At 57.6% G+C, this 19,618-nt stretch carries 18 protein-coding genes; 13 read left to right on the top strand and 5 right to left on the bottom strand.

Annotated elements, in window-relative coordinates:
• Positions 1–51: 51 nt before the first annotated feature.
• Both LEPTO7104_RS0122030 and fabI read right to left on the bottom strand, forming a co-directional pair.
• Positions 52–1,218, bottom strand: coding sequence for a serine hydrolase domain-containing protein (locus LEPTO7104_RS0122030; RefSeq protein ID WP_083887109.1), 1,167 nt, complete (start codon positions 1,216–1,218; stop codon positions 52–54).
• A 70-nt stretch (positions 1,219–1,288) separates the two neighbouring features.
• The gene (gene fabI, locus LEPTO7104_RS0122025; protein ID WP_017300760.1) at positions 1,289–2,065 is read right to left on the bottom strand and encodes an enoyl-ACP reductase FabI; all 777 of its coding nucleotides are present in this window, start codon (positions 2,063–2,065) and stop codon (positions 1,289–1,291) included.
• A gap of 150 nt (positions 2,066–2,215) precedes the next feature.
• Here fabI and hisA point away from each other — a divergent pair, with 150 nt between their 5' ends.
• The 4 genes from hisA (at position 2,216) to LEPTO7104_RS0122005 (ending at position 6,741) form a co-directional block, all read left to right on the top strand.
• Positions 2,216–2,986, top strand: coding sequence for a 1-(5-phosphoribosyl)-5-[(5-phosphoribosylamino)methylideneamino]imidazole-4-carboxamide isomerase (gene hisA / locus LEPTO7104_RS0122020; RefSeq protein ID WP_017300759.1), 771 nt, complete (start codon positions 2,216–2,218; stop codon positions 2,984–2,986).
• A 77-nt stretch (positions 2,987–3,063) separates the two neighbouring features.
• Positions 3,064–3,855, top strand: coding sequence for a hypothetical protein (locus LEPTO7104_RS0122015; RefSeq protein ID WP_017300758.1), 792 nt, complete (start codon positions 3,064–3,066; stop codon positions 3,853–3,855).
• Positions 3,856–4,368: 513 nt separating this feature from the next.
• On the top strand, positions 4,369–5,862 hold the full coding sequence (locus tag LEPTO7104_RS0122010; protein WP_026072963.1) for a SulP family inorganic anion transporter: 1,494 nt from the start codon (positions 4,369–4,371) through the stop codon (positions 5,860–5,862).
• A 15-nt stretch (positions 5,863–5,877) separates the two neighbouring features.
• Positions 5,878–6,741 (top strand): universal stress protein, encoded by an 864-nt coding sequence (locus tag LEPTO7104_RS0122005; RefSeq protein WP_017300756.1) that lies wholly within the window; start codon positions 5,878–5,880, stop codon positions 6,739–6,741.
• Between the two features lie 732 nt (positions 6,742–7,473).
• On the opposite strand, the gene LEPTO7104_RS0122000 is transcribed toward LEPTO7104_RS0122005, so the two are convergent.
• Positions 7,474–8,061: a phycobiliprotein lyase gene (locus LEPTO7104_RS0122000; protein WP_026072962.1), complete on the bottom strand. Its 588-nt coding sequence runs from the start codon at positions 8,059–8,061 to the stop codon at positions 7,474–7,476.
• Positions 8,062–8,755: 694 nt separating this feature from the next.
• On the opposite strand from LEPTO7104_RS0122000, the gene LEPTO7104_RS0121995 reads away from it, so the two are divergent.
• The 8 genes from LEPTO7104_RS0121995 (at position 8,756) to LEPTO7104_RS0121960 (ending at position 14,848) form a co-directional block, all read left to right on the top strand.
• Positions 8,756–9,274, top strand: a complete 519-nt coding sequence (locus tag LEPTO7104_RS0121995) for a phycocyanin subunit beta (RefSeq protein WP_017300754.1) — start codon at positions 8,756–8,758, stop codon at positions 9,272–9,274.
• A gap of 100 nt (positions 9,275–9,374) precedes the next feature.
• Entirely contained in the window at positions 9,375–9,863 is a 489-nt protein-coding gene (cpcA, locus tag LEPTO7104_RS0121990; RefSeq protein WP_017300753.1) for a phycocyanin subunit alpha, read from the top strand.
• Positions 9,864–9,965: 102 nt separating this feature from the next.
• Positions 9,966–10,784 (top strand): phycobilisome linker polypeptide, encoded by an 819-nt coding sequence (locus LEPTO7104_RS0121985; RefSeq protein WP_026072961.1) that lies wholly within the window; start codon positions 9,966–9,968, stop codon positions 10,782–10,784.
• Between the two features lie 204 nt (positions 10,785–10,988).
• On the top strand, positions 10,989–11,861 hold the full coding sequence (locus LEPTO7104_RS0121980) for a phycobilisome linker polypeptide (RefSeq protein ID WP_026072960.1): 873 nt from the start codon (positions 10,989–10,991) through the stop codon (positions 11,859–11,861).
• A gap of 86 nt (positions 11,862–11,947) precedes the next feature.
• On the top strand, positions 11,948–12,184 hold the full coding sequence (locus LEPTO7104_RS0121975; RefSeq protein WP_017300750.1) for a phycobilisome linker polypeptide: 237 nt from the start codon (positions 11,948–11,950) through the stop codon (positions 12,182–12,184).
• Between the two features lie 47 nt (positions 12,185–12,231).
• Positions 12,232–13,065, top strand: coding sequence for a HEAT repeat domain-containing protein (locus tag LEPTO7104_RS0121970; protein WP_017300749.1), 834 nt, complete (start codon positions 12,232–12,234; stop codon positions 13,063–13,065).
• A 178-nt stretch (positions 13,066–13,243) separates the two neighbouring features.
• The gene (locus LEPTO7104_RS0121965; RefSeq protein WP_017300748.1) at positions 13,244–13,915 is read left to right on the top strand and encodes a HEAT repeat domain-containing protein; all 672 of its coding nucleotides are present in this window, start codon (positions 13,244–13,246) and stop codon (positions 13,913–13,915) included.
• Between the two features lie 192 nt (positions 13,916–14,107).
• A complete protein-coding gene (locus tag LEPTO7104_RS0121960; protein ID WP_040695595.1) occupies positions 14,108–14,848 on the top strand; it encodes a WecB/TagA/CpsF family glycosyltransferase in 741 nt (246 codons plus the stop codon).
• A gap of 41 nt (positions 14,849–14,889) precedes the next feature.
• Here LEPTO7104_RS0121960 and sfsA read toward each other — a convergent pair whose 3' ends face one another.
• Together sfsA and recJ are read right to left on the bottom strand one after the other, a co-directional pair.
• Positions 14,890–15,621: a DNA/RNA nuclease SfsA gene (gene sfsA / locus LEPTO7104_RS0121955; RefSeq protein WP_026072957.1), complete on the bottom strand. Its 732-nt coding sequence runs from the start codon at positions 15,619–15,621 to the stop codon at positions 14,890–14,892.
• 34 nt (positions 15,622–15,655) lie between these two features.
• Complete coding sequence (gene recJ, locus LEPTO7104_RS0121950; RefSeq protein WP_017300745.1) at positions 15,656–17,983, bottom strand: single-stranded-DNA-specific exonuclease RecJ; 2,328 nt, start codon at positions 17,981–17,983, stop codon at positions 15,656–15,658.
• Positions 17,984–18,333: 350 nt separating this feature from the next.
• On the opposite strand from recJ, the gene LEPTO7104_RS0121945 reads away from it, so the two are divergent.
• A complete protein-coding gene (locus LEPTO7104_RS0121945; RefSeq protein ID WP_017300744.1) occupies positions 18,334–19,422 on the top strand; it encodes a hypothetical protein in 1,089 nt (362 codons plus the stop codon).
• Positions 19,423–19,618 lie beyond the last annotated feature (196 nt).

Below are 19,618 nucleotides of genomic sequence, written 5' to 3'. Positions count from 1 at the left end.
TAGGGACAGCCGCTCAGGTTGGCAAACCCTCGGGAACACCGGGGCCTTGATCTACGGCTTCCGCAGCCCCTCTACGATTGCATTCGGAATCACCGCATCGTCCCAGGCGGGGGGCTCTTCGCCGATGCGCACCATCACCAGTTCCTCCGACGGAATCACGTAGACCCGCTGGTGGTGGCGGCCGTCCAGGTAAAAGGTGTCGGCGGCCGCAAAGGGGGCCGAGGAGGCCACATTCACCTCGGGATAGTCAATCGTGCGCGCCCTCAGCCAGATATGCATGCCAAAGGTAGCCGACAGGGGCGACTCCCCCAGCATTTGCCGAATCCAGGCTGAGGGAATGACCTGGGTATTGCCTACCCTGCCGCCGTGCAGCAGCAGTTGCCCCACCCTCACCCAGTCTTGGGGGGTGGCAAAAAAGCAGCAAAAGGGCTTAGCGTGGCCGCCGGGGCGATCGAGCCAGAGGAAGCCATCCCCCGCCCCCAGGGGCTGCCACAGGCGGCTGCTCAGGTAGTCGCCAAAGGACTCGCCCGTAGCCCGCTCCAGCACAATGCTAAGAATCTGGGAGTTGAAGTTGCTGTAGCTAAATACTTCGCCGGGGGTGGTCTCCAGGGGAATGCTGAGGGCCAGCTTTTGGGCATCGGAGCCGCCGTAGAGCCTGACGAGATCCGATCGCAGGGTGTCGGTGCGATCGTCGTTGCGCAGGCCCGACTGCATGTAGAGCAAGTCGGCCAGGGTGATGTTGCCCCTGGGGTCGTTGGCCCATTCCGGTAGATAAGTGCCCGCAGGATCTTGAATTGAGGTGATTTTTCCCTCGTCGATCGCCACCCCGATCAGCAGCGCCAGCAGGGTTTTCACCATCGACATCGAGTTGACGCGATCGCTGGCTTTTTGGCCCTGCCAGTACCGCTCTAGCACCAGGCGATCGCGGTGCATGACCAGCAGCGCCACCGAGTTCTGCGCCTCGGCAAAGTCCAGCGCCGTCTTCAGGGATTTTTGCGGAATTTCGGTGTTTGTTGCCAGCTCAAGCGGCGGCGCCTGGGGGCCAACGCCAGCGACCGCCTGCCGGGGTCGGTACCAGTTTGCAGCGGTGATCGGGCGATCGGGGTAGGTGAGCGATCGCCCCAGCAGCCGCCAGTCCACCGAAAAGCCCAGCAATCCCACCACCGCCACCAGCCCCAATAATGCCAGCACCCCGGGCCTTACAAACGCTCTCGTCATAGTGCCTAGTTATCCCTGCTGCTCCAGGGTAAGCATTTGACAAGCTATTGAGTTTAAGTTGGGGATAATCCTACATGCCCATGATGCAGTAGCCCGAGTCAACGTAGAGAATCTGCCCGGTCATGCCGCTGGACAAATCGCTGCACAGAAACGCGGCGGTGTTGCCGACTTCGGTCTGGGTCACGGTGCGGCGCAGGGGGGCAACCTCTTCTACGTGGTGAATCATATCGAGAATGCCGCCCACCGCCGACGAGGCCAACGTGCGAATGGGGCCAGCGGAAATGCCGTTGACGCGAATGCTGTGGGGGCCGAGTTCGGCGGCCAGGTAGCGCACGTTCATCTCCAGCGCGGCCTTGGCGATACCCATCACGTTGTAGTTGGGCACCACCCGCGCCCCGCCCAGGTAGGTGAGTGTGACAATACTGCCGCCGTCGGTCATCAGCGGCTTGGCCCCGCGAGCCAGGGTAACCAGCGAGTAGGCGCTGACGTCGAGGGCCAGCTGAAACCCGTCTTTGGAGGTAGCGCTGAAGTCGCCGGTCAGGTCATCGCGCTTGGCAAAGGCCAGGCAGTGAATCAGAATATCGAGCTTGCCCCATTTCTCGGCAATGGTGCTGAACACCTGCTCCACCTGGGCCTCATCCTGCACGTTGCAGGGCAAAAACAGGCTGGGGTTGAGGGGGGCAACCAGGTCGTTGACCTTGCCTTCCATCCGGCCTTTTTCGTCGGGCAGGTAGGTAATGCCCAGGTTGGCTCCGGCGGCATGGAGCTGCTGAGCAATGCCCCAGGCGATCGATTTATTGTTGGCAATGCCCGTTACCAGGGCGTTTTTACCGGTCAGGTCTAGCATGGTGTCGTTACGCTTGGGCGGTGGTGATTCGCATTTAGGAGTTTACGGGAATGTGGGGCCGGTGAATAGGGGATAGCCCGATAGAATGAATAGGCCTGAGGCAAACCCTGAAACAAACCCTGAAACAAACATTTACGCCCTCCACTACCCATGGAAGTCATCCCCGCTATTGATTTGATCGACGGTCGCTGCGTGCGGCTGTACCAGGGCGACTACGCCCAGACCGAGGTGTTTAACGACAACCCGGTGGAGGTGGCGCGCCAGTGGGTGGATCAGGGAGCTACCCGGCTGCACCTGGTCGATCTCGACGGGGCCAAGTCGGGCAAGCCGGAGAACTGGCAGGCGATCGCGGCAATTGTGCAGGCGGTGAATGTGCCGGTGGAAGTGGGGGGCGGGCTGCGCGATCGCGCCCGCGTCACCGACCTCTTCTCCCTGGGGGTGCGGTACGCCATTCTCGGCACCGCAGCGGTAGATAATCCAGAGCTGGTCAGCGATCTGGCTGGCGAATTTCCGGGCCAAATCATCGTCGGCATTGACGCCCGCGACGGCAAGGTTGCCACCCGAGGCTGGATAGAGACCTCTGAGGTAGATGCGATCGCCCTGGCCCAGCAGATGGAGCAGCGCGGCGCAGCGGCGATCATCTACACCGACATTCAGCGCGACGGCACCCTCCAGGGGCCAAATATCCCTGCTATGCGGGCCATGGCCGAGGCTGTATCTGTGCCGGTGATTGCCTCCGGCGGCGTCGGTGCCCTGCGCGACCTGCTCAGCCTGCTGGCGCTGGAAGCGATGGGGGTAGAAGGCGTAATTGTGGGCCGCGCCCTCTACACGGGCGATGTCAGCCTCAAAGAAGCGGTGCGGGCGGTCGGCAACGGGCGCTGGCAAGATGTGCCCCCCACGGGTGGGTCAACCTTTGCCTGAGCAGGGAGCTGTGAGAAGGGACTGGCCCCAAGGGGCGATCGCGACATCTGGCTTACCGCACTGAGGCTACGTTAGCTATGGATTCTGTTCTTCTAGACGCTCCCTTCGAGCCTGCTGTTCTGGCGGCGGCCAGCACCCCTGCGCTCAAGTCCAGCCTGCTAAAACAGGTGGAGGGGCGCGATCGCGAGCCCATGGGTAAAAAAGTCCGGTTCGCAAGTGAGATCTTACTGCCCCTTTTCAACGAGCTAGAAAACCGTAACCCCACCCCCGACTTAACGCAGCAAATCCCGCTGCTGAAAGGCATTTGGCACCCCGTCTGGTCAACCATTCCTTTTCAAGACATCTTGCCGGGACGGGTGCATCACGAGTCTTACCAAATCTTCAACGAAGACGGCTTTTACGCCAATCTGGCTCGCTACAAACCTGGCCGCAAAGCCCCGATCTTAAACTGGATCTCCCGCTGGCTATTCAGCTACGATTTCATGATCATGCAGAGCTATGCGGTTCAGACTCCGGCAGAACCCGATCCTTCATCGGCGTCAGAACAGCCAGGGCAGGACTATTGGGAAATTCAAAACCTCTGCATCCGACAGGTTTTACGCTTTGGCTCGCGTTCTTTGAGCGCTGAAGCGGCTCAAACCTGGTTTAATCAAACTGTCGCCAGCTACCAACAGAATTCTGCATCTCAGCTACAACCTCCCATACCCATGCAGGGGAGAAATCGCGTTACCACAAAGCAATATCAGCAAATCTCTCAAGCCAGACCTCGGCTCGATCATCTCTATATCGACCCAAACTTTCGCCTGGTCAAAACCCAGCGGGAAAAATCCCAGCGCCCATCCTACACCGTAGCCGTACGTCTGACCTAAACCTGGTACATGGCCATGGCTAAGCTACATCTGCGATCGGAATCTATATGTTTTTATGGTAAAATCTTGGCGAACTCAGGCTCTGCCCTGCGTTTAGACACGCTATTATTCCTAAAAAAATAGCTAGTATTTTTACTGATTATGCTTCTACTTATAAATAATCTTCTATTTATAAACAATCAAGATGCCATCCGTTGCAGCATCTGCCATGGCGAGCAGCCCTGTCCACCCTAGCTGTGACACACCTCTTCAGTAGAACGTGCAGAAAAATCTTTGAAACAGGCTTTCTAAGACGCATTGCGCTGTAGCTTTTCACAGCTAAACAGAAATCTGCCCATTGATTATTGGGATTAGCTATCCTTTACCTGCCTTGATCGGTCAACCGCCTCGGTTTGCCGTCGATTCAGATGTACTGAGGTGCCCATAGGCTTTGCAGATAGGTTTTCCAAGAGGCCTGATTCTTTTCAGGCTCTTTGTTCAGAGCAGTATCTTTAATTACCAACTGGAGCCACCTTGAATATTAAAAGACTTAAACGAAAAATTAAACGCGACTGGCTTTCAAATGTCCGGGCTGACCTTTTAGCCGGAACAGTAGTTGCGCTGGCTTTGATTCCAGAGGCGATCGCGTTTTCAATTATCGCCGGGGTTGATCCCAAAGTGGGGCTATATGCCTCCTTTATAATCGCCATGGTGACGGCAGTTTTTGGCGGGCGTCCTGGCCTGATCTCAGCGGCCACGGGTTCCATGGCGTTGGTCATGATTCATCTGGTCCAAGACCACGGCTTGCAGTATCTCTTTGCCGCTGGTATCTTGACCGGGATATTTCAGATTATTTTTGGCTGGCTCAAACTGGGCCGCCAAATGAAATATATTCCCCGCGCCGTTATGGTGGGTTTTGTCAACGCGTTGGCCATTCTAATCTTTCTGGCACAGCTGCCTCAGCTCACCAACGTACCCATAGCTGTGTACATAATGACAGCGGCATCGCTTGCAATTATTTACCTACTGCCGCGCATCACAACAGTTGTACCGTCGCCACTTGTGGCGATCGTTGCCATGACCGCAATCTCTATTTTTGCCGGTATCAAAGTGCCAACAGTGGGAGATATGGGAGATTTGCCAAGCACCTTTCCCCCATTTTCACTTCCGCAGGTGCCGCTAAATCTGGAAACGCTCAACATCATCCTTCCCTTTGCCCTGACGTTGGCTATTGTCGGCTTGTTAGAATCGCTGCTAACAGCTTCTCTGCTAGACCAACTAACGAATACGCCCAGCGATAAAAACCAGGAAGCGACAGGACAGGGGATTGCCAATATTGTTTGCAATTGCTTTGGAGGCATGGCGGGTTGCGCCATGATTGGCCAGTCGGTAATCAACATTCAGTCCGGCGGGCGGGGACGGTTGTCTACGTTTAGTGCTGGGGTTTTGCTCCTGTTTTTTATGCTCGCCCTGGGCTATTGGGTGGAGCAAATCCCCATGGCAGCCTTAGTAGCGGTCATGATCATGGTCTCAATCGGGACGTTTAATTGGTCCTCGCTGACCCATATTCGCAAGGTGCCGCGCAGCGAATCAGCCGCAATGCTAACAACCGTGCTGATTACAGTATTCAGCCATAACTTAGCCCTTGGGGTGGTGGTTGGTGTTGCCCTTAGCACTGTCTTTTTCTCGCGAAAAATTGCCAAGATTGTTTTTGTCGATAGCTTTCTAAGTGCTGATAAAAACCACCGCACCTATAGTATCTCCGGTCAAATTTTCTTTGTCTCAGTTGATGATTTTTTAGGGAAATTTAATTTCCATGAAGAGCTAGAGAAGGTAACGCTAGACTTTATCAATGCTCACATTTGGGATCAGGCAGCGGTCGCAGCGATCGATCAAGTTGTAATCAATTTTCGCCGCACTGGCGCTGATGTAGAACTGCTGGGGCTGAATGAGGCCAGTGCCACCCTGATTGAAAAATTGGCCATTCACAACGATCCAAATGCCCTCGAAAAAATGCCTGGCCACTAGAGGAATAAAACCACTATGAAGCGAATTCTGCTGTGCACCGATGGCTCAGTTTTTTCCCAAGTTAGCTACCACTATGCAGCATGGTTAGCGATTCGACTGGCCGCAACGGTAGATGTACTTTACGTTACCAATGAGCAGAGTCAGGCAGCGGCTGAAGCCAGAAATTTTAGCGGGACTATTGGTGTTGATGCCTCAGACGCGCTGCTCCACAGGCTGGTTGAGCTAGAGCACGAAAAAGCTAAGCTAAACCATCAGCGAGCCAAGCAGATTTTGCAGGATGCCCACCAGGTGATTGCTAGCTATGGCGTAGAGATTATCAATCTAATCCATGAAACAGGATCCCTGGTCGATCGCTTTCATGAATTTGAAGCCCAAGCAGACCTGATTTTGCTGGGCAAGCGGGGAGAATCAGCGGAAGTCGCCTCGGGGCACTTGGGTGCAAACACAGAACGAATTATTCGCGCTAGCCACAAGCCTTGCTTGGTCACTTCCAGCCACTTTCAGCCGATTGAGCGGCTGCTGCTGGCCTACGATGGCAGCTCAAGCTGCAAGAAAGTGCTGCAATTTTTAATAGACTCACCTGCCTTCAAAGGATTAGAGCTTCACCTGTTGACCATTACTAAAAGTTCTGAAGATGAACCGTCAATGGCTGGCCTTGACTCAGCTAAACAACAGGCCCGTGCGGGTGGATTTGAGCCAATTTGCCGCACAGTTAAAGGAAATCCAGAAACTGCGATCGCTCAGTATGCCGAAGCAGCCAACATTAATTTGCTGTTGATGGGTGCCTATGGCCACAACCGCATTCGCTATCTTGTGATCGGCAGCACAACCACTCAGATTCTGCGCGGCAGCAATATTCCGGTGCTGCTATTCCGGTAGCTGTTATTTAGAGTTCGATAGCTTAAGACTCTCTATCCCAAAGCATGGTGGAGCTGCATAAATCCTGAAGGGTTGATAAAAGGATTCTGGCCTCTGAATTATGCCCATCCCCTGATTGACCGACAAAACCCTTGAAACCCTTATAATGCCGTAGCTTGGGTTAGCATTAGCGTAACCCAACAAAACCGTTACTGGAGTTGGGTTTTCTCCTCGGGAGACGCCACGCGAACGCTTCGCTCAACACCAACCTACATTAGAACTTTTGTCAGTCAATCAGGCCCATCCCTCATAGCTGATTGGTGTGAGATGCCTCTATTAGCCCAATATTGAAGCAGGGTCAAGCCTTAGCGGTTGAAGCTATGTTGATTTGACGGTCTCATTTAGCATCGGCATTCTTATCCTTAGTCAGCCAGCATTGCTGCTGCTGTCCCACTGAGGATGTACGGAAAGCTACAGCAACAAAGGCTAGACCCTATCCAAGCCGCATACCCCGAATGACACAAAGGTCAAACCATAGAGGCGTAGGCACGCGTAGCTAAGCCAGAGACCGGACAGCGTTTGCCCCAGAGCGCTGGGGGTAGCTAAACAGCATATACAGCTAAACCTCTCGGATGAGTTATAGCAGCCCATCTGAGAGGTCTAGATTCTGGCACGCAAAAGATTCGACCTGGCAAAAGGCAGGTTTCTCCAGAAGTAACCGTTCGCCCTGTCCAGCCTCAGTCCGTCAGCCCGCTACCAGCCAAAGGCCGATACAGGTGCCAATACTTTATCTCGATCGCCGTCGCGCTCAGGGGCTGGCTCTACCAGGCGCGATTCTGCGCAAAAGGAGGCGGTGCTAAAGCCGCCAAACCGCTTCACGATGCTGGTACGCAGCCGGAGGTCAGAATTGGCAAACCAAAAGCGCTCCACCGAACTCATGGTTTCATACTCAGTTATCAGCAGCAGTCCCCCGTCGTCGTCGATCTCGTAGCGACCAATAATCGGCACAATTTCGGCATAGCCCCGCTCGCGCAGCAGCTGACCGCGGCTAGGATCATCGGCATCGGGCACTAGGGCGAACACCGTGCTGCCTTCATGGTTTTCATCGTCTTTATCCCAGGCCATAGCGCCCTGCCAGGTCACATAGGCGCCTCCCACTGCCAAGCCAGGATCCACCTCGTGGAGTTGGCAAATCTCTACTACGCTGGGATGCCCCGCATCGAGGGCCTCTACCGAAATCGTCGAGCCGCCGAGTTCTGCCCGGCGGAAGGGTAGGTGGTGGGTGGTGCGCTGGGAGGTCCACTGGCCCGCACTCATGCGGAAAAAGTCCATTACGTCCATGGGGCAAATTTCTATTACTTACTAGCGTTCTCAGAAATGCGTCAGCTCACTACACCAGGCAATGGGGATCAAATTGGCCTTTCATAGATCATACCTCTGTCCCCGGGGGCATCGCCGCCAATCCCTGTTGAGCCTCGGTTGTAGAGAGTGAGACAGTCCTTACAAAAGCAGCTTAACGCCTTCAGCGGAGCAGACCCTAGATGTGCGCCGCAGAGGGCGATTTTCGGCAAAATTATTACGCAATGTTACGTTACCTGAGAAGGCCTGGGCAATCATGCGAGGCGGCTAGAGTGCCCGTAACGGCTGAATTCTTTCGCTTTGACCCTGTTGTAACGACGGCTTTTCCTTAATAACTTGTAAAAAATAAAGACACACCAGCGGTGTATAAACATGTCTGGAGGGTTAATTGAATTAGCGAAAGCCAATTCAGGCAACGGTTTCGAGGAATGTTGCGGATCCCTTACAGAGACGCCTCTCCTCCTTCTCATCAGCCTTCCTTTCAGGAATGTCAGGCCAATTGTGTAGAAGCTTGAACAAGTCTGAAGAAATGTAAACTTGATGAGAAAACCGAGCACGCTGATCTTTAAGATCCTTCCTATAGATTGGTTAGACAGCTCCGGCTGAACTAATGATTAACTGGGTCCTTTGACCATTTCAAGCAAACTCAGCGACAAAAATTAGGAGATTTGAGTCGATGTTTGACGCATACACCAAGGTTGTTTCTCAGGCCGACGCACGCGGCGATTTCCTGTCTAACGACCAGTTAGACGCTCTGTCCCGTGTTACCGGCGACGGTTTGAAGCGCATTGATGCTGTTAACCGCATGACCGGCAGCGCTTCTAAGATCGTATCTGACGCTGCCCGCGCTCTGTTTGCCGAACAGCCTCAGCTGATCGCTCCCGGCGGCAACGCTTACACCAACCGTCGTATGGCTGCTTGCCTGCGCGACATGGAAATCATCCTGCGCTACGTTACCTACGCAACCTTCACCGGTGATGCCAGCGTTCTCAACGATCGCTGCCTGAACGGCCTGCGTGAAACCTACGTTGCTCTGGGCACCCCCGGCGCGTCTGTAGCCGCTGGTGTTGAGAAAATGAAGGCTGCTGCTATTGGTATCGTTTCTGACACCAACGGCATCACCCAAGGCGATTGCAGCTCCCTCTACTCTGAGATCGGCAGCTACTTCGACCTGGCTGCTTCAGCTGTTGCTTAGGTTCAGCCTAAATTGAACCACGCTTGAGTCGAGCCGTTGGGCTTGATTCTCATTACTCGTTCATTTGCTGTGAAGACAATTAAAGGAGAACCTTAAGACTATGAAAACCCCATTAACCGAAGCTGTTGCAGCAGCTGATTCTCAAGGTCGTTTTCTGAGCGCTTCTGAGCTACAAGTTGCTTTTGGTCGTCTACGTCAAGCCACCGCTGGTCTAGAAGCTGCTAAGGCTCTGACCAACAAGTCTGACTCCCTCGTCAGCAGTGCTGCTCAAGCCGTTTACAACAAGTTCCCCTACACCACCCAAATGCAGGGGGCTAACTACGCTTCTGACGAGCGTGGCAAGAGCAAGTGCGCCCGTGACATTGGTTACTACCTCCGCATGGTCACCTACTGCTGCGTAGCTGGTGGCACTGGTCCTATGGATGAGTACCTGGTCGCTGGTCTAGACGAAATCAACAGCACCTTTGAACTGTCTCCCAGCTGGTACGTGGAAGCTCTGAAGCACATCAAAGCTAACCACGGTCTGTCTGGTGATGCAGCTACCGAAGCTAACTCCTACATCGACTACGCCATCAACGCTCTAAGCTAGTTTGGCCATTTGCCCGGAGGGGCAGACAGTTGTTAGCGCATTGTTAGCGATTGTTTGCTGCTCCGGGCATTGTTGTATCTATACACGCCCAAGGAGGCAACCATGGCAGTAACTACTGCGGCGGGACGCCTTGGCGTTTCGCCCTATAGCGAGTCGATGCGGGTAGAGCTACGGCCAAACTGGGTTGAAGACGATGTGGAAGCAGTCATTCGTGCTGCTTACCGTCAAGTCTTTGGCAACCAGTACATTATGGCCAGTGAGCGCAATACCAGCGCCGAGTCTTTGCTCCGGCAGGGAGAAATTTCAGTTCGTGATTTTGTCCGGGCCTTGGCCCTGTCAGACTTGTATCGGGATAAGTTTTTCCTGAGCGGGCCGCAGAATCGTTTTATCGAGCTGAACTATAAGCACCTGCTGGGCCGGGCGCCCTACGGCCAGGACGAAATCGCCTTTCACACCGACCTCTATAACACCCAAGGCTACGCAGCGGAAATCAATTCGTACCTTGATTCCCAAGAGTACCGCGACAAGTTTGGGGACAATGTGGTGCCCAGCTACTGCGGCTACCTCACCCAGCGCAGTCAAAAGACGGTCGGGTTTTCCCGCTTCTTTCAGCTTTATCGAGGCTACGGCACCAGCGATCGCGTTCAGAGCGGCGGCATGCGCGCGCAGCTGGTATCTGAAATTGCTAAAAACTCTGCGTCGCCCGTGGGCAGCGGAGCTACCGGAGCCGCCATCGTCGGCGGGTCGGGTGGCGATCGCGAGAAGCTCTACCGGGTACGGGTCAACCAGGCCACGGTGCCAGGTCGCCCTCAGGTCCGACGCACCTGCACCGAGTTTTTGGTGCCCTACGAGCAGCTGTCTCGCAAGCTCCAGCAAATTAACCGCGCCGGCGGCCGGGTGACTAACGTCGACCTGGTTTAGGCAGTGGCTTAAATACCCTCTCTGGCGGAGTGCTTGGTCTCTTAGCTGAGGCTGCAACGGTTATCTCACTGGGGTAGGGTCACCTCGGGCTACGGCCCCAGGTGGCTCCGCTTTAGGTGAGGCTGGCCTTGGGTACTGCGCCAGTTTTTGTTTTGACGGGTTGATTGAGCTCAACCTCACTGTGTTGATAAGGAGGATAATCCTGTGCCTATTACAACGGCAGCATCCCGGCTGGGGACCGCTGCGTACGACGAAACTTTGCCCATAGAGCTACGTGCCAACTGGTCTCCAGACGATGCTGAAGTAGTGATTCGGGCCGTATATCGCCAGCTGCTCGGCAACGACTATCTGATGAAATCGGAGCGCCTGGTTGGTGCCGAGTCGCTGTTGAAGAATGGCTACATCAGCGTGCGTGACTTTGTCCGCGCGGTGGCCAAGTCCGAGCTTTACAAAGAAAAGTTTTTCTACGGCAACTTCCAGACCCGCGTCATTGAACTGCACACCAAGCACCTGCTGGGCCGCGCCGTCTACGACGAATCTGAAGTAGTTGAGCACCTCGATCGCTACGAAACCCAGGGCTACGATGCTGACGTTGACTCCTTCATCGACAGCGAAGAGTACCAGGCCAACTTTGGCGACAATGTGGTGCCCTACTATCGCAGCTTTGTCTACCAGGCTGGTCAGCGCTCGGTGGGCTTCACCCGCATGTTTCAAATGTATCGGGGCTACGCCACCAGCGATACCTCCCAGGCCGGCGGCAAAAAGTCTCGCCTCGCCGGAGAGCTGGGCCGCAACACCTCATCGTCGATCATTAGCCCCACCAGCTCCGCTGCGGGTTGGTCGTCTCAGGCCAACAAGCTGGCTACCCCCAGCCAGGCCCTGGGTGGGTCCACCCCCTACGGCAGCGACAGCCGGGTTTACCGGATTGAGGTAATGGGCGCTAACCTGCCCCGCTATCCCAAAGTACGGCGCATCAACACCTCCTATCTGGTGCCCTACGAGAAGCTGTCGGCCAAGCTGCAGCAGATCAACGCCATGGGTGGCAAGGTGACCAGCGTTACCCCCGCCAGCATGTAAATTCGAGTTTAGGCAGGGGATGCCCCTGGAGGGTACCCTGCCTAGGCACCGCACTCAAGATTTTGCAACGACCAGGAGAGTTTCCTATGCTCGCTCAAAACGCCTTTGGTAGCCAGACCACCTCCCCCGCCGGCAATCGGGTCTTCCTCTATGAAGTCGAGGGGCTGCGTCAAAACGAGACCACCGACAACAACAACTATCCCATCCGCCAGAGCGGTAGCACCTTCATCAAGGTGCCCTACAGCCGCATGAACGAAGAAATGCAGCGGATTACCCGCATGGGCGGCAAGATCGTCAGTATTCAGCCCCTGTCCGCCGACTAGGCTGCCAGGATCAGCGCTGGAGACGCACTGAGGTGACGCACTGAGGTATGGAACAGGAGCCACAGCAGCTAGTCAACGCCGAGGGAGCTTCATTAACAGTGGAGCAGGCGATTGAGAACCTGCGCCAGACCGTTGATACGGGACTACGCTACTATGCCGCCTGGTGGCTGGGTCGCTTTCGCGTGGCCGAGCCTGAGGCAGTTGAGGCGCTGGTATTAGCGCTAGAAGACGAGAGCGATCGCGCCCCCGACGGGGGGTATCCCCTGCGGCGCAATGCGGCTAGGGCACTGGGCAAGCTGGGCGATCGCACCGTTGTTCCGGCGCTGATTCGGTGCCTAGACTGCGCCGACTATTACGTGCGCGAATCCGCTGCCCAGGCTCTAGAATCCCTGGGGGATGTCCGGGCTGTTTCACCCTTGCGGGCGTTGCTGGACGGAGGCGTTGCCGCCGCCGTTGCGGTGCCCGACAAGCCCCACCTGGTACAGCCCTACAATGCTGTTTTAGAGGCCCTGGGTACCCTGGGCGCTACCGACGCGATCGCAGAGATTACCCCGTTCTTAGCCCACGAGGTGCCCCAGGTGCAAAATGCTGCCGCCCGCGCCCTCTACCAGCTCACCGGGGAGGCAAGCTACTGCGATCGCCTGGTGCAGCGCCTGCAAGAGCCCAACTTGCAGCTGCGGCGATCGGCCATGATGGATTTGGGTGCGATCGGCTACCTGCCCGCCGCCCAACCCATTGCCGCTACCCTAGCCGAAAACAGCCTCAAGCTCATTGCCCTGCAAGGCGTGCTGCAATCGCATTTGAAGCAGTCCGGATTTCCGGCGGCGGCGCTAACCGACGAGGCCCGCCAGGTCTTGGCCCTAATGGATGAGCTTTTGTAGTGCCGAAGGCTACCTCTGTCAGGTTGGTCCCGTCAGCCTGTTGCGGCGGGTGCGCTCGGTGGGGAGTACGTTAGAACGCCAGGTGTGGGCTTAGGTTTTCCGGAAGCAAACTGGCCCAGGGAATGCGCCGTGTTTGCTCCAGGGCACAATTGCCCTTTGCGAGTCTCAATCAGTCACTATGGTTAATGTTATAGAGCAAGCTAACAGCAGCGTGGGCGCGACACTATCAGAGCTAATTCGGGCCGTTGAAGCCGCCGACTCTAAGGGTGCCATGGTAGTCGCGGTCAATCGTCTTGCGGCGGCCCAAGACGCCGCCGCCATTCCCACCCTTATCACAGTCCTGGGCTACAACAACCCTGGCGCCGCCGTAGCCGCCGTGGATGGGTTGGCCTCTCTGGGGAGTGCCGCCGTGCCAGCCCTGCTTGAGCAGATCGACGGCTACAACTATGGGGCTCGGGCCTGGGCCATTCGCGCCGTGGCCCTAATTGGCGACCCCCGAGCTCTGCCGGTGCTGCTCGACACGGCCAAGGGAGACTTCGCCCTCAGCGTGCGTCGCGCCGCCGCTCGCGGGCTAGGCACCATCGACTGGACGCTGCTGGCGTCTGAGCAGGCAGCCGCTGCTCAAAGGGAAGTGGTGGAGGTCTTGACCAACGCCACCGTCGACCCAGAGTGGATCGTTCGCTACGCGGCTGTGGCCGGGCTTCATGCCCTGGCGCCTAACCTAATAGACCCTGAAGCCCATCGATCGACAATCCTTGCCTCCCTACTTCAGGTCTTCCAGCAGGATGATGTTCCTGCGGTTCAGGCCCGCGCCCGCCTCGCCTTAGACAGCCTGGAGGCACCCCGTTAAAGCCCGTATTTCGATGTTGAGAAATGCAACACATTGCCTCAATTTCGAGGTATGGTCTCTATGGTTAATGCGCGTACTAGGGTACAGGGATAGCGGCCTGCGAGCTTTCGCATGTCAGACTGTCTAGCTCTGGTGCTTACAGCGCCTAAGGGGAAACCCAGAGAAATAAACACGAGCATCGGGAAAGGTCGCATGGTGTTGGCAGATCGGTCAAATACCCCAGAAATCTTGAGAGTGATGGGTTTGCCCGTGCACTGGCGAGCCGACTACGCTGGCTGGTTGATAGATCAATATCGCCAGGGGCGGGGTGCCCATGTGGTTACCCTCAACGCCGAAATGGCCATGCAGGCCGACCAAAACCCTGCCCTGCGCCAGGTCATTCTCAAGGCCGAACTGGTCATTCCCGACGGGGCTGGGGTGGTGCTCTATTTTCGCACCAGGGGGCAGCGCATAGCGCGGACTCCGGGCATTGAGCTAGCCGCCACGGTGCTCAAGCGCCTGTCAACGCAGGAAACAATATTTATGTACGGCGGTGTGCCCGGCGTGGCCGATCGCGCCGCGATGTACTGGCAGCGCCAGATAGCTGGCCTCAGGGTAGTGGGCACCCAGCACGGCTACCTCAGCCCAGAGGAGCAGCCCGAGTTTGCGCGTCGTCTAGGGCAGCTTCAGCCCAGCGTTATTTTTGTCGGCATGGGGGTACCTCGCCAGGAGCTGTGGATTCGTGACCACCGCTATCTCTGCCCCGACAGCATTTGGATCGGCGTGGGGGGAAGCTTTGACATCTGGGCCGGGGTAAAGTCTCGCGCTCCCCAGTGGATGTGCGACAACCATCTGGAATGGCTCTACCGACTCTACAAAGAGCCCTGGCGCTGGCGGCGCATGCTGGCGCTGCCCCACTTTGCCCTGCGATCGCTCACCTATTCAGCCCGTTAGTGGGGTTCAGGTCCTGGAAAATCTCTGCAACCTCAGCTAACTCAATCCAGCCTCAAATTCGCCAATCCCAAATACCGGATTCCTGCTGGAGTGACTTCAAAGCGGCAGGGCAGCACTTTCACACCCTTGAGCATCGCCTCTCGCAGCAGCAGCCCGTAGGTAGGGTCAGCCGCGTCGCCGGGGGCAAAATCGGTGCAGTCGCCCCGGTTGATGAAGTACAGCATCACCGACTGGGCGGCAGGAATCAGCGCTGTCAGCTCCTTCAGGTGCTTTTGGCCGCGCGTGGTCACCGTATCCGGGAAGAGGGCCAGGGTGCCCTTGGCCCAGGTGGTGTTTTTGACCTCAATGTAGGTAGCGATCGCGTTCTCGTCCCCAGAAATCACAAAGTCAATCCGGCTTTTACCGTCGCCACCGTAGCGCACCTCGGGGCGAATGGTGACATACTCCCCCAGTTCTGGAATTTGCCGCGCTTCTAGCAGCGATTTCACTACTCGGTTGGGCAAAGCCGTATTTACCCCGGCCCAGGTGGGCACCGTATCGCGTACCTCCGCCAGCTCCCAGGTATAGGCCAGCTTGCGCTTGGGGTCGGAGCTGTGGGAGACCAGCACGCGGCCGCCGATGTGGCAGACCCCCGTCATCGGTCCGGTGTTGGGGCAGTGGGCGGTAATCACCTCCCCCGTTTCTAGCTCAATGTCGGCAAAAAACCGCTTGTAGCGCGACAGCAGCGTGCCCTCAATCAGGGGCGGAAACGGATAGAACCAGTCGGCGGCCATGGCGAGGTTTTTTGGATGGGCAGTGCTCACCCTATCAGGAAAGGGCCGTCACCGGTACCTGGGCAAAGTAGCGGCGGCGAAACTGCTCCTCTTGCAGTACGTCTAAAAAATGCTGCACTAGCTCTGAGTCGGGCACAGCCGGATCTGGGTCAGACCGCATCACGAGCCTGTTCTCATCCGGGCAGGTGATCTTGAAGCCGGCGGTTTCCAGGGCGGCCAAGCCTAGGGGCAGGCTGGTGGAGGACAGGTGCAGCCGATCTGCCAGCTGCGATCGCGTCACGGCGGCCTCGGTGCGGGCCAGATACTTGGCGATGCCCACCAGTTCTTGCCACACCGCCGCCGGGGCTGGATAGTCGGTCTGCCCAGAAAAAGCCAGGGCCAGCGGCAGTCCGGTCTGGGCCGCCTGCCGCTGCCAGGCCTGCCAATCGCTCCACCGCAGCGGCGTCTGCTCTACCCGCAGAACCGTCTCTGACCCGGTGGGAACCCTCTGCCGCCAGTCCAAAATGGGGGTGGCCAGGGCAGGGCTAGCCATGGCCGGAGCCTGACGCGACGGGTCTGACCCGGCTGATTGGCTCGGCACTGGACGCACATCCACCAGCTTGACGTGGTAGCAGCGTTTGTAGGCGTTGAAGTCTAGCTCTACCACCACGTCGCAGCGCCCCTGGGGCAGCTCGTCGCGGTAGTGGCCCCACCACTCGCCGGGAAAGCCCGCCTGGGCGCCGTCATCCCACAGCTCAAATTCAGTTCTGATGAATCCTACGGCTTTGTTCTGGCGATCGCGCAGCTTGCGGTGAAAAACGTTCTGAAACCAGGCGTTGCGAATCAGCAGCTTGGGCACCGGGTTGCCCATACCGCAGGGTTCTAGCCCCTTGAGCTCTCGAAACAGGGGTTGGCCCAGGCCGGCCACGGTGACGGCGAGATCGATCGCAAGCGCTGGCTGAGGAGCCTGAGCGCCCCCCAACTGCTCGCGCACCATGCGGTTTAGCGCCGCCGCCAGCACCTCGATATGCTCCACTGGCAGGGTCAGTCCCGCCGCCAGGGGGTGGCCCCCAAAGCCGATCAGCAGATTCGCCTGAGCCCGAAACAGCTGGTATAGATCCAGCCCCGCCACCGATCGGGCCGACCCCCGCGCCAGCCGAGGCCCGCCGTCTGCGGCGGGCGGGTCAATGCGCAGCAGAATTGTCGGTCGCCCCAGGGCCTGGGCCACCTGCCCTGCAACCAGGCCTAAAATGCCCGCTGGCCACTGCTCATCGGCCAGCACCAGGCAGCGGGTCGTGGCCAGATCAACCTGGGCCACCCGCGCCATCACCTGATCGTAGAGGTCGCGCTGGAGGGCTTTGCGGCGGGTATTGGCCAGCTCGGTCTGGTAGGCAAGGGTTTTGGTGCGATCGCGCTCCTGGCTGGTCAGCAGCTCTACGCAGAGGCTGGCATCGCCGTGAATGCGGCTGACGGCGTTGATGCGCGGCCCCAGCCCAAAGGAAATATCGGTGGGGCGATCGCCCGTCGCCTTACACAGCGTCAGCAGCTCGGCCAGCCCCGGTCGGCAGTAGGGCGGGTGGGGCTGAGTTTGGGTTTGCAGCCGCGCCAACCCTACCTGGGCCAGGTAGCGGCAGTCCCCCCGCAGTTCGACCAGATCGGCAATCAGGCCAATGGCGACCAGATCGAGCACATGCTCTAGGGGCAGGGGGGGGCGCCCATCGAGGGAGTCATACAGGCCTTCCAGCAGCTTATAGGCCACCGCCACCCCCGACAGGGTCGCCAGGGGATGCTCCAGCGGCAGACGGCGGGGGTTGATCAGGGCGATCGCACCAATATCTTCCCCAGGCAGAGTGTGGTGATCGGTCACAATCACCTCCATCCCCAGCGACCCGGCGTAGGCAATTTCGGCGCCGCTGGTGCTGCCGGTGTCGCAGGTTACCACCAGGGTGGCCCCCCACTGCGCCAGGTCGTCCAGCCCCCGGCGCGACAGCCCGTGGGACTCCACCAGGCGGTTGGGGATGTAGTACCTGAGGCGATCGCCCTTAGGAATAAGCTGCCCCAGCCCGTCCCACAGCACAGCGGTAGCGGTGACGCCATCGGCATCGAAGTCACCCCAGATCGCCACCTGCTCGCGGCGGGCGATCGCCTGCCGCAGGCGGGCGGTGGCAATCGCCATATCCGCCAGCTCGCTGGCGGGGGTGGGGGTGTAGGCCGCCGGGTTGAGCCAGCCCGCCAAACCTTCGAGCGAGCACACCTGCCGCTGCCACAGCACCTGAGCGAGCCAACGGCCCGCCCCCGGCATCGCTTCAGCCACTGCCTTGATCCAGCGATCGGGGCAAGGCTGGGCCGGGGGCACCTGCCAGCGCAGCGATAGGGCATCCATAGGGTCAATCAAGGGGTGTAAATCCAGGAATTTGGTCAAGAAAAGGTGATTTTAGATTGGTGCAAACTGGGGCGACCAGGGCAGTTTAAATAAGCTTCCGTAAAATCAAGAAAGCCTAGAATTGTAGGGCAACGTCCTGCGATAGGGTGAGTAGTACTGAAAAATTCGTCCATCTGGCTGAATACATCTATATTAGTTATCTGGTTTAGGACAAGGCGTCAGGGCTGGGCCATCCTCCGCCATTTCCCATGGCCAACGGGTTTATTTTTATCGGAAGTCTCAGGTATAGCCTGGCTTAACCTCTGGTTTATCAGGCCACCCCTGGGGTTGTATACTCTTCACGAATTACTATGACTAAACATAGCCACCCTGAGCTAGATGGGCAAAAGCCTCAAACGCTATACACCTTTCAACTCAAGCGCCCCGGCCAAACCCTGCGAGAGCGGCTGACCTGGGGCGCGGTGGGTCTGTCGGTGGGTCTGGGGGCAGCGGCCAGTATTTTCCTGCTTATTCCCCAGGCGCGATCGTGGCCCTGGACGCCCCACCGCGCCGCGGCAACGGCCCACGACGACCCCTTTCGCCAGGGAGCTGAGCAGGCGATGGCCGCGGCAGAACTAACCCAAACCGCAGAATTTAGCGAAGACTGGGCTGAGGTGGCTATGCTCTGGCAGCAGGCGATCGCCCATATGCAGTCGGTGCCCAGCACCAGCGCCAGCGCCGCCCTCGCCCAGACAAAAGTTACCGAGTACGCGCGCAACCTCAAATACGCCCAGAGCAATGTCGGTACCCGCGCCAGCCGCACCCCCGACCAAAAGACCTACTGGACTCTAGGATCCGATCGCGACCTGGTCATGGCCATCCAGGGTGCCCCTTCCCAGACCATGCAGTACAACAATACCTGTCAGCAAACCCTGCGCTACGACAATAGCATCGTCGAACTGCACAACGGCTATGTCAGCCAGTATGACAACGCCGATAGCAACCTGCGGGTGCTGGCCGAAGGGCCTACCGTGGTCTCTGAGGCGGCGGCCAAAGGCAGCTGGACTCTGGGGTCAACCGAAGCCGACGTCATCCAACTTCAGGGTTCGCCCACCCGCCAGGAGCAGTACACCTCCGACCGTTTTACCACGCTGTACTACGGCAAAAGCTCGGTGTTGTTTGAACATGGCCAGGCCGTTGGCTATCTAAACGCTGACCAAAACCTGAAGGTGTCACTCCAGCTGCCGCCCCTGCCGCCCGGTCAGAGCACCCCTGCGTTTTGGACCATGGGTTCCAGTCGTCTCGATGTGCTGCGGGCCGAAGGTCAAACCCCGGTAGCCGTTAGCCGAAATGACAACAACTGCGAGGAAGTCTTTCACTTTGGCAGTGGTGAAGTAACCTTTCGCCAGGGGCTGGTGGCAGGCTACCGAGATCATGGTGGTTCCCTCAAAGTGCGCTAAGGTATGCATCCATAGCCAGTAGATACCCAAGCCAGTAGATACCCACAGCCAACTGCTGGAACTCTCCGATGGTCTAGTTGACCATCGATGTCTAGTTGACCATTGATAGAGTAATGACGCTACCCTAGAGCCGAGGGCAGCGATCCGGTGCATCGTTTCGGCTCAATGCCCGTATGCTTAAACCTAATGATGTAGC

The organism is Nodosilinea nodulosa PCC 7104, assembly GCF_000309385.1.
In the GTDB taxonomy this organism is placed as follows: Bacteria; Cyanobacteriota; Cyanobacteriia; order Phormidesmidales; family Phormidesmidaceae; genus Nodosilinea; species Nodosilinea nodulosa.
Note: the sequence above shows the minus strand (reverse complement) of the source record. Positions and strands in the feature narration are given on the sequence as shown.

What these genes read in the sequence shown, in the direction of transcription:
- LEPTO7104_RS0122030 (WP_083887109.1), bottom strand. Translation starts at nt 1,218, where the DNA reads ATGACGAGAGCGTTTGTAAGGCCCGGGGTGCTGGCATTATTGGGGCTG.
- LEPTO7104_RS0121965 (WP_017300748.1), top strand. Translation starts at nt 13,244, where the DNA reads ATGGTTAATGTTATAGAGCAAGCTAACAGCAGCGTGGGCGCGACACTA.
- fabI (WP_017300760.1), bottom strand. Translation starts at nt 2,065, where the DNA reads ATGCTAGACCTGACCGGTAAAAACGCCCTGGTAACGGGCATTGCCAAC.
- LEPTO7104_RS0121945 (WP_017300744.1), top strand. Translation starts at nt 18,334, where the DNA reads ATGACTAAACATAGCCACCCTGAGCTAGATGGGCAAAAGCCTCAAACG.
- cpcA (WP_017300753.1), top strand. Translation starts at nt 9,375, where the DNA reads ATGAAAACCCCATTAACCGAAGCTGTTGCAGCAGCTGATTCTCAAGGT.
- recJ (WP_017300745.1), bottom strand. Translation starts at nt 17,983, where the DNA reads ATGGATGCCCTATCGCTGCGCTGGCAGGTGCCCCCGGCCCAGCCTTGC.
- LEPTO7104_RS0121985 (WP_026072961.1), top strand. Translation starts at nt 9,966, where the DNA reads ATGGCAGTAACTACTGCGGCGGGACGCCTTGGCGTTTCGCCCTATAGC.
- hisA (WP_017300759.1), top strand. Translation starts at nt 2,216, where the DNA reads ATGGAAGTCATCCCCGCTATTGATTTGATCGACGGTCGCTGCGTGCGG.
- LEPTO7104_RS0121970 (WP_017300749.1), top strand. Translation starts at nt 12,232, where the DNA reads ATGGAACAGGAGCCACAGCAGCTAGTCAACGCCGAGGGAGCTTCATTA.
- LEPTO7104_RS0122000 (WP_026072962.1), bottom strand. Translation starts at nt 8,061, where the DNA reads ATGGACGTAATGGACTTTTTCCGCATGAGTGCGGGCCAGTGGACCTCC.
- LEPTO7104_RS0121975 (WP_017300750.1), top strand. Translation starts at nt 11,948, where the DNA reads ATGCTCGCTCAAAACGCCTTTGGTAGCCAGACCACCTCCCCCGCCGGC.
- sfsA (WP_026072957.1), bottom strand. Translation starts at nt 15,621, where the DNA reads ATGGCCGCCGACTGGTTCTATCCGTTTCCGCCCCTGATTGAGGGCACG.
- LEPTO7104_RS0122015 (WP_017300758.1), top strand. Translation starts at nt 3,064, where the DNA reads ATGGATTCTGTTCTTCTAGACGCTCCCTTCGAGCCTGCTGTTCTGGCG.
- LEPTO7104_RS0121995 (WP_017300754.1), top strand. Translation starts at nt 8,756, where the DNA reads ATGTTTGACGCATACACCAAGGTTGTTTCTCAGGCCGACGCACGCGGC.
- LEPTO7104_RS0121960 (WP_040695595.1), top strand. Translation starts at nt 14,108, where the DNA reads ATGGTGTTGGCAGATCGGTCAAATACCCCAGAAATCTTGAGAGTGATG.
- LEPTO7104_RS0122005 (WP_017300756.1), top strand. Translation starts at nt 5,878, where the DNA reads ATGAAGCGAATTCTGCTGTGCACCGATGGCTCAGTTTTTTCCCAAGTT.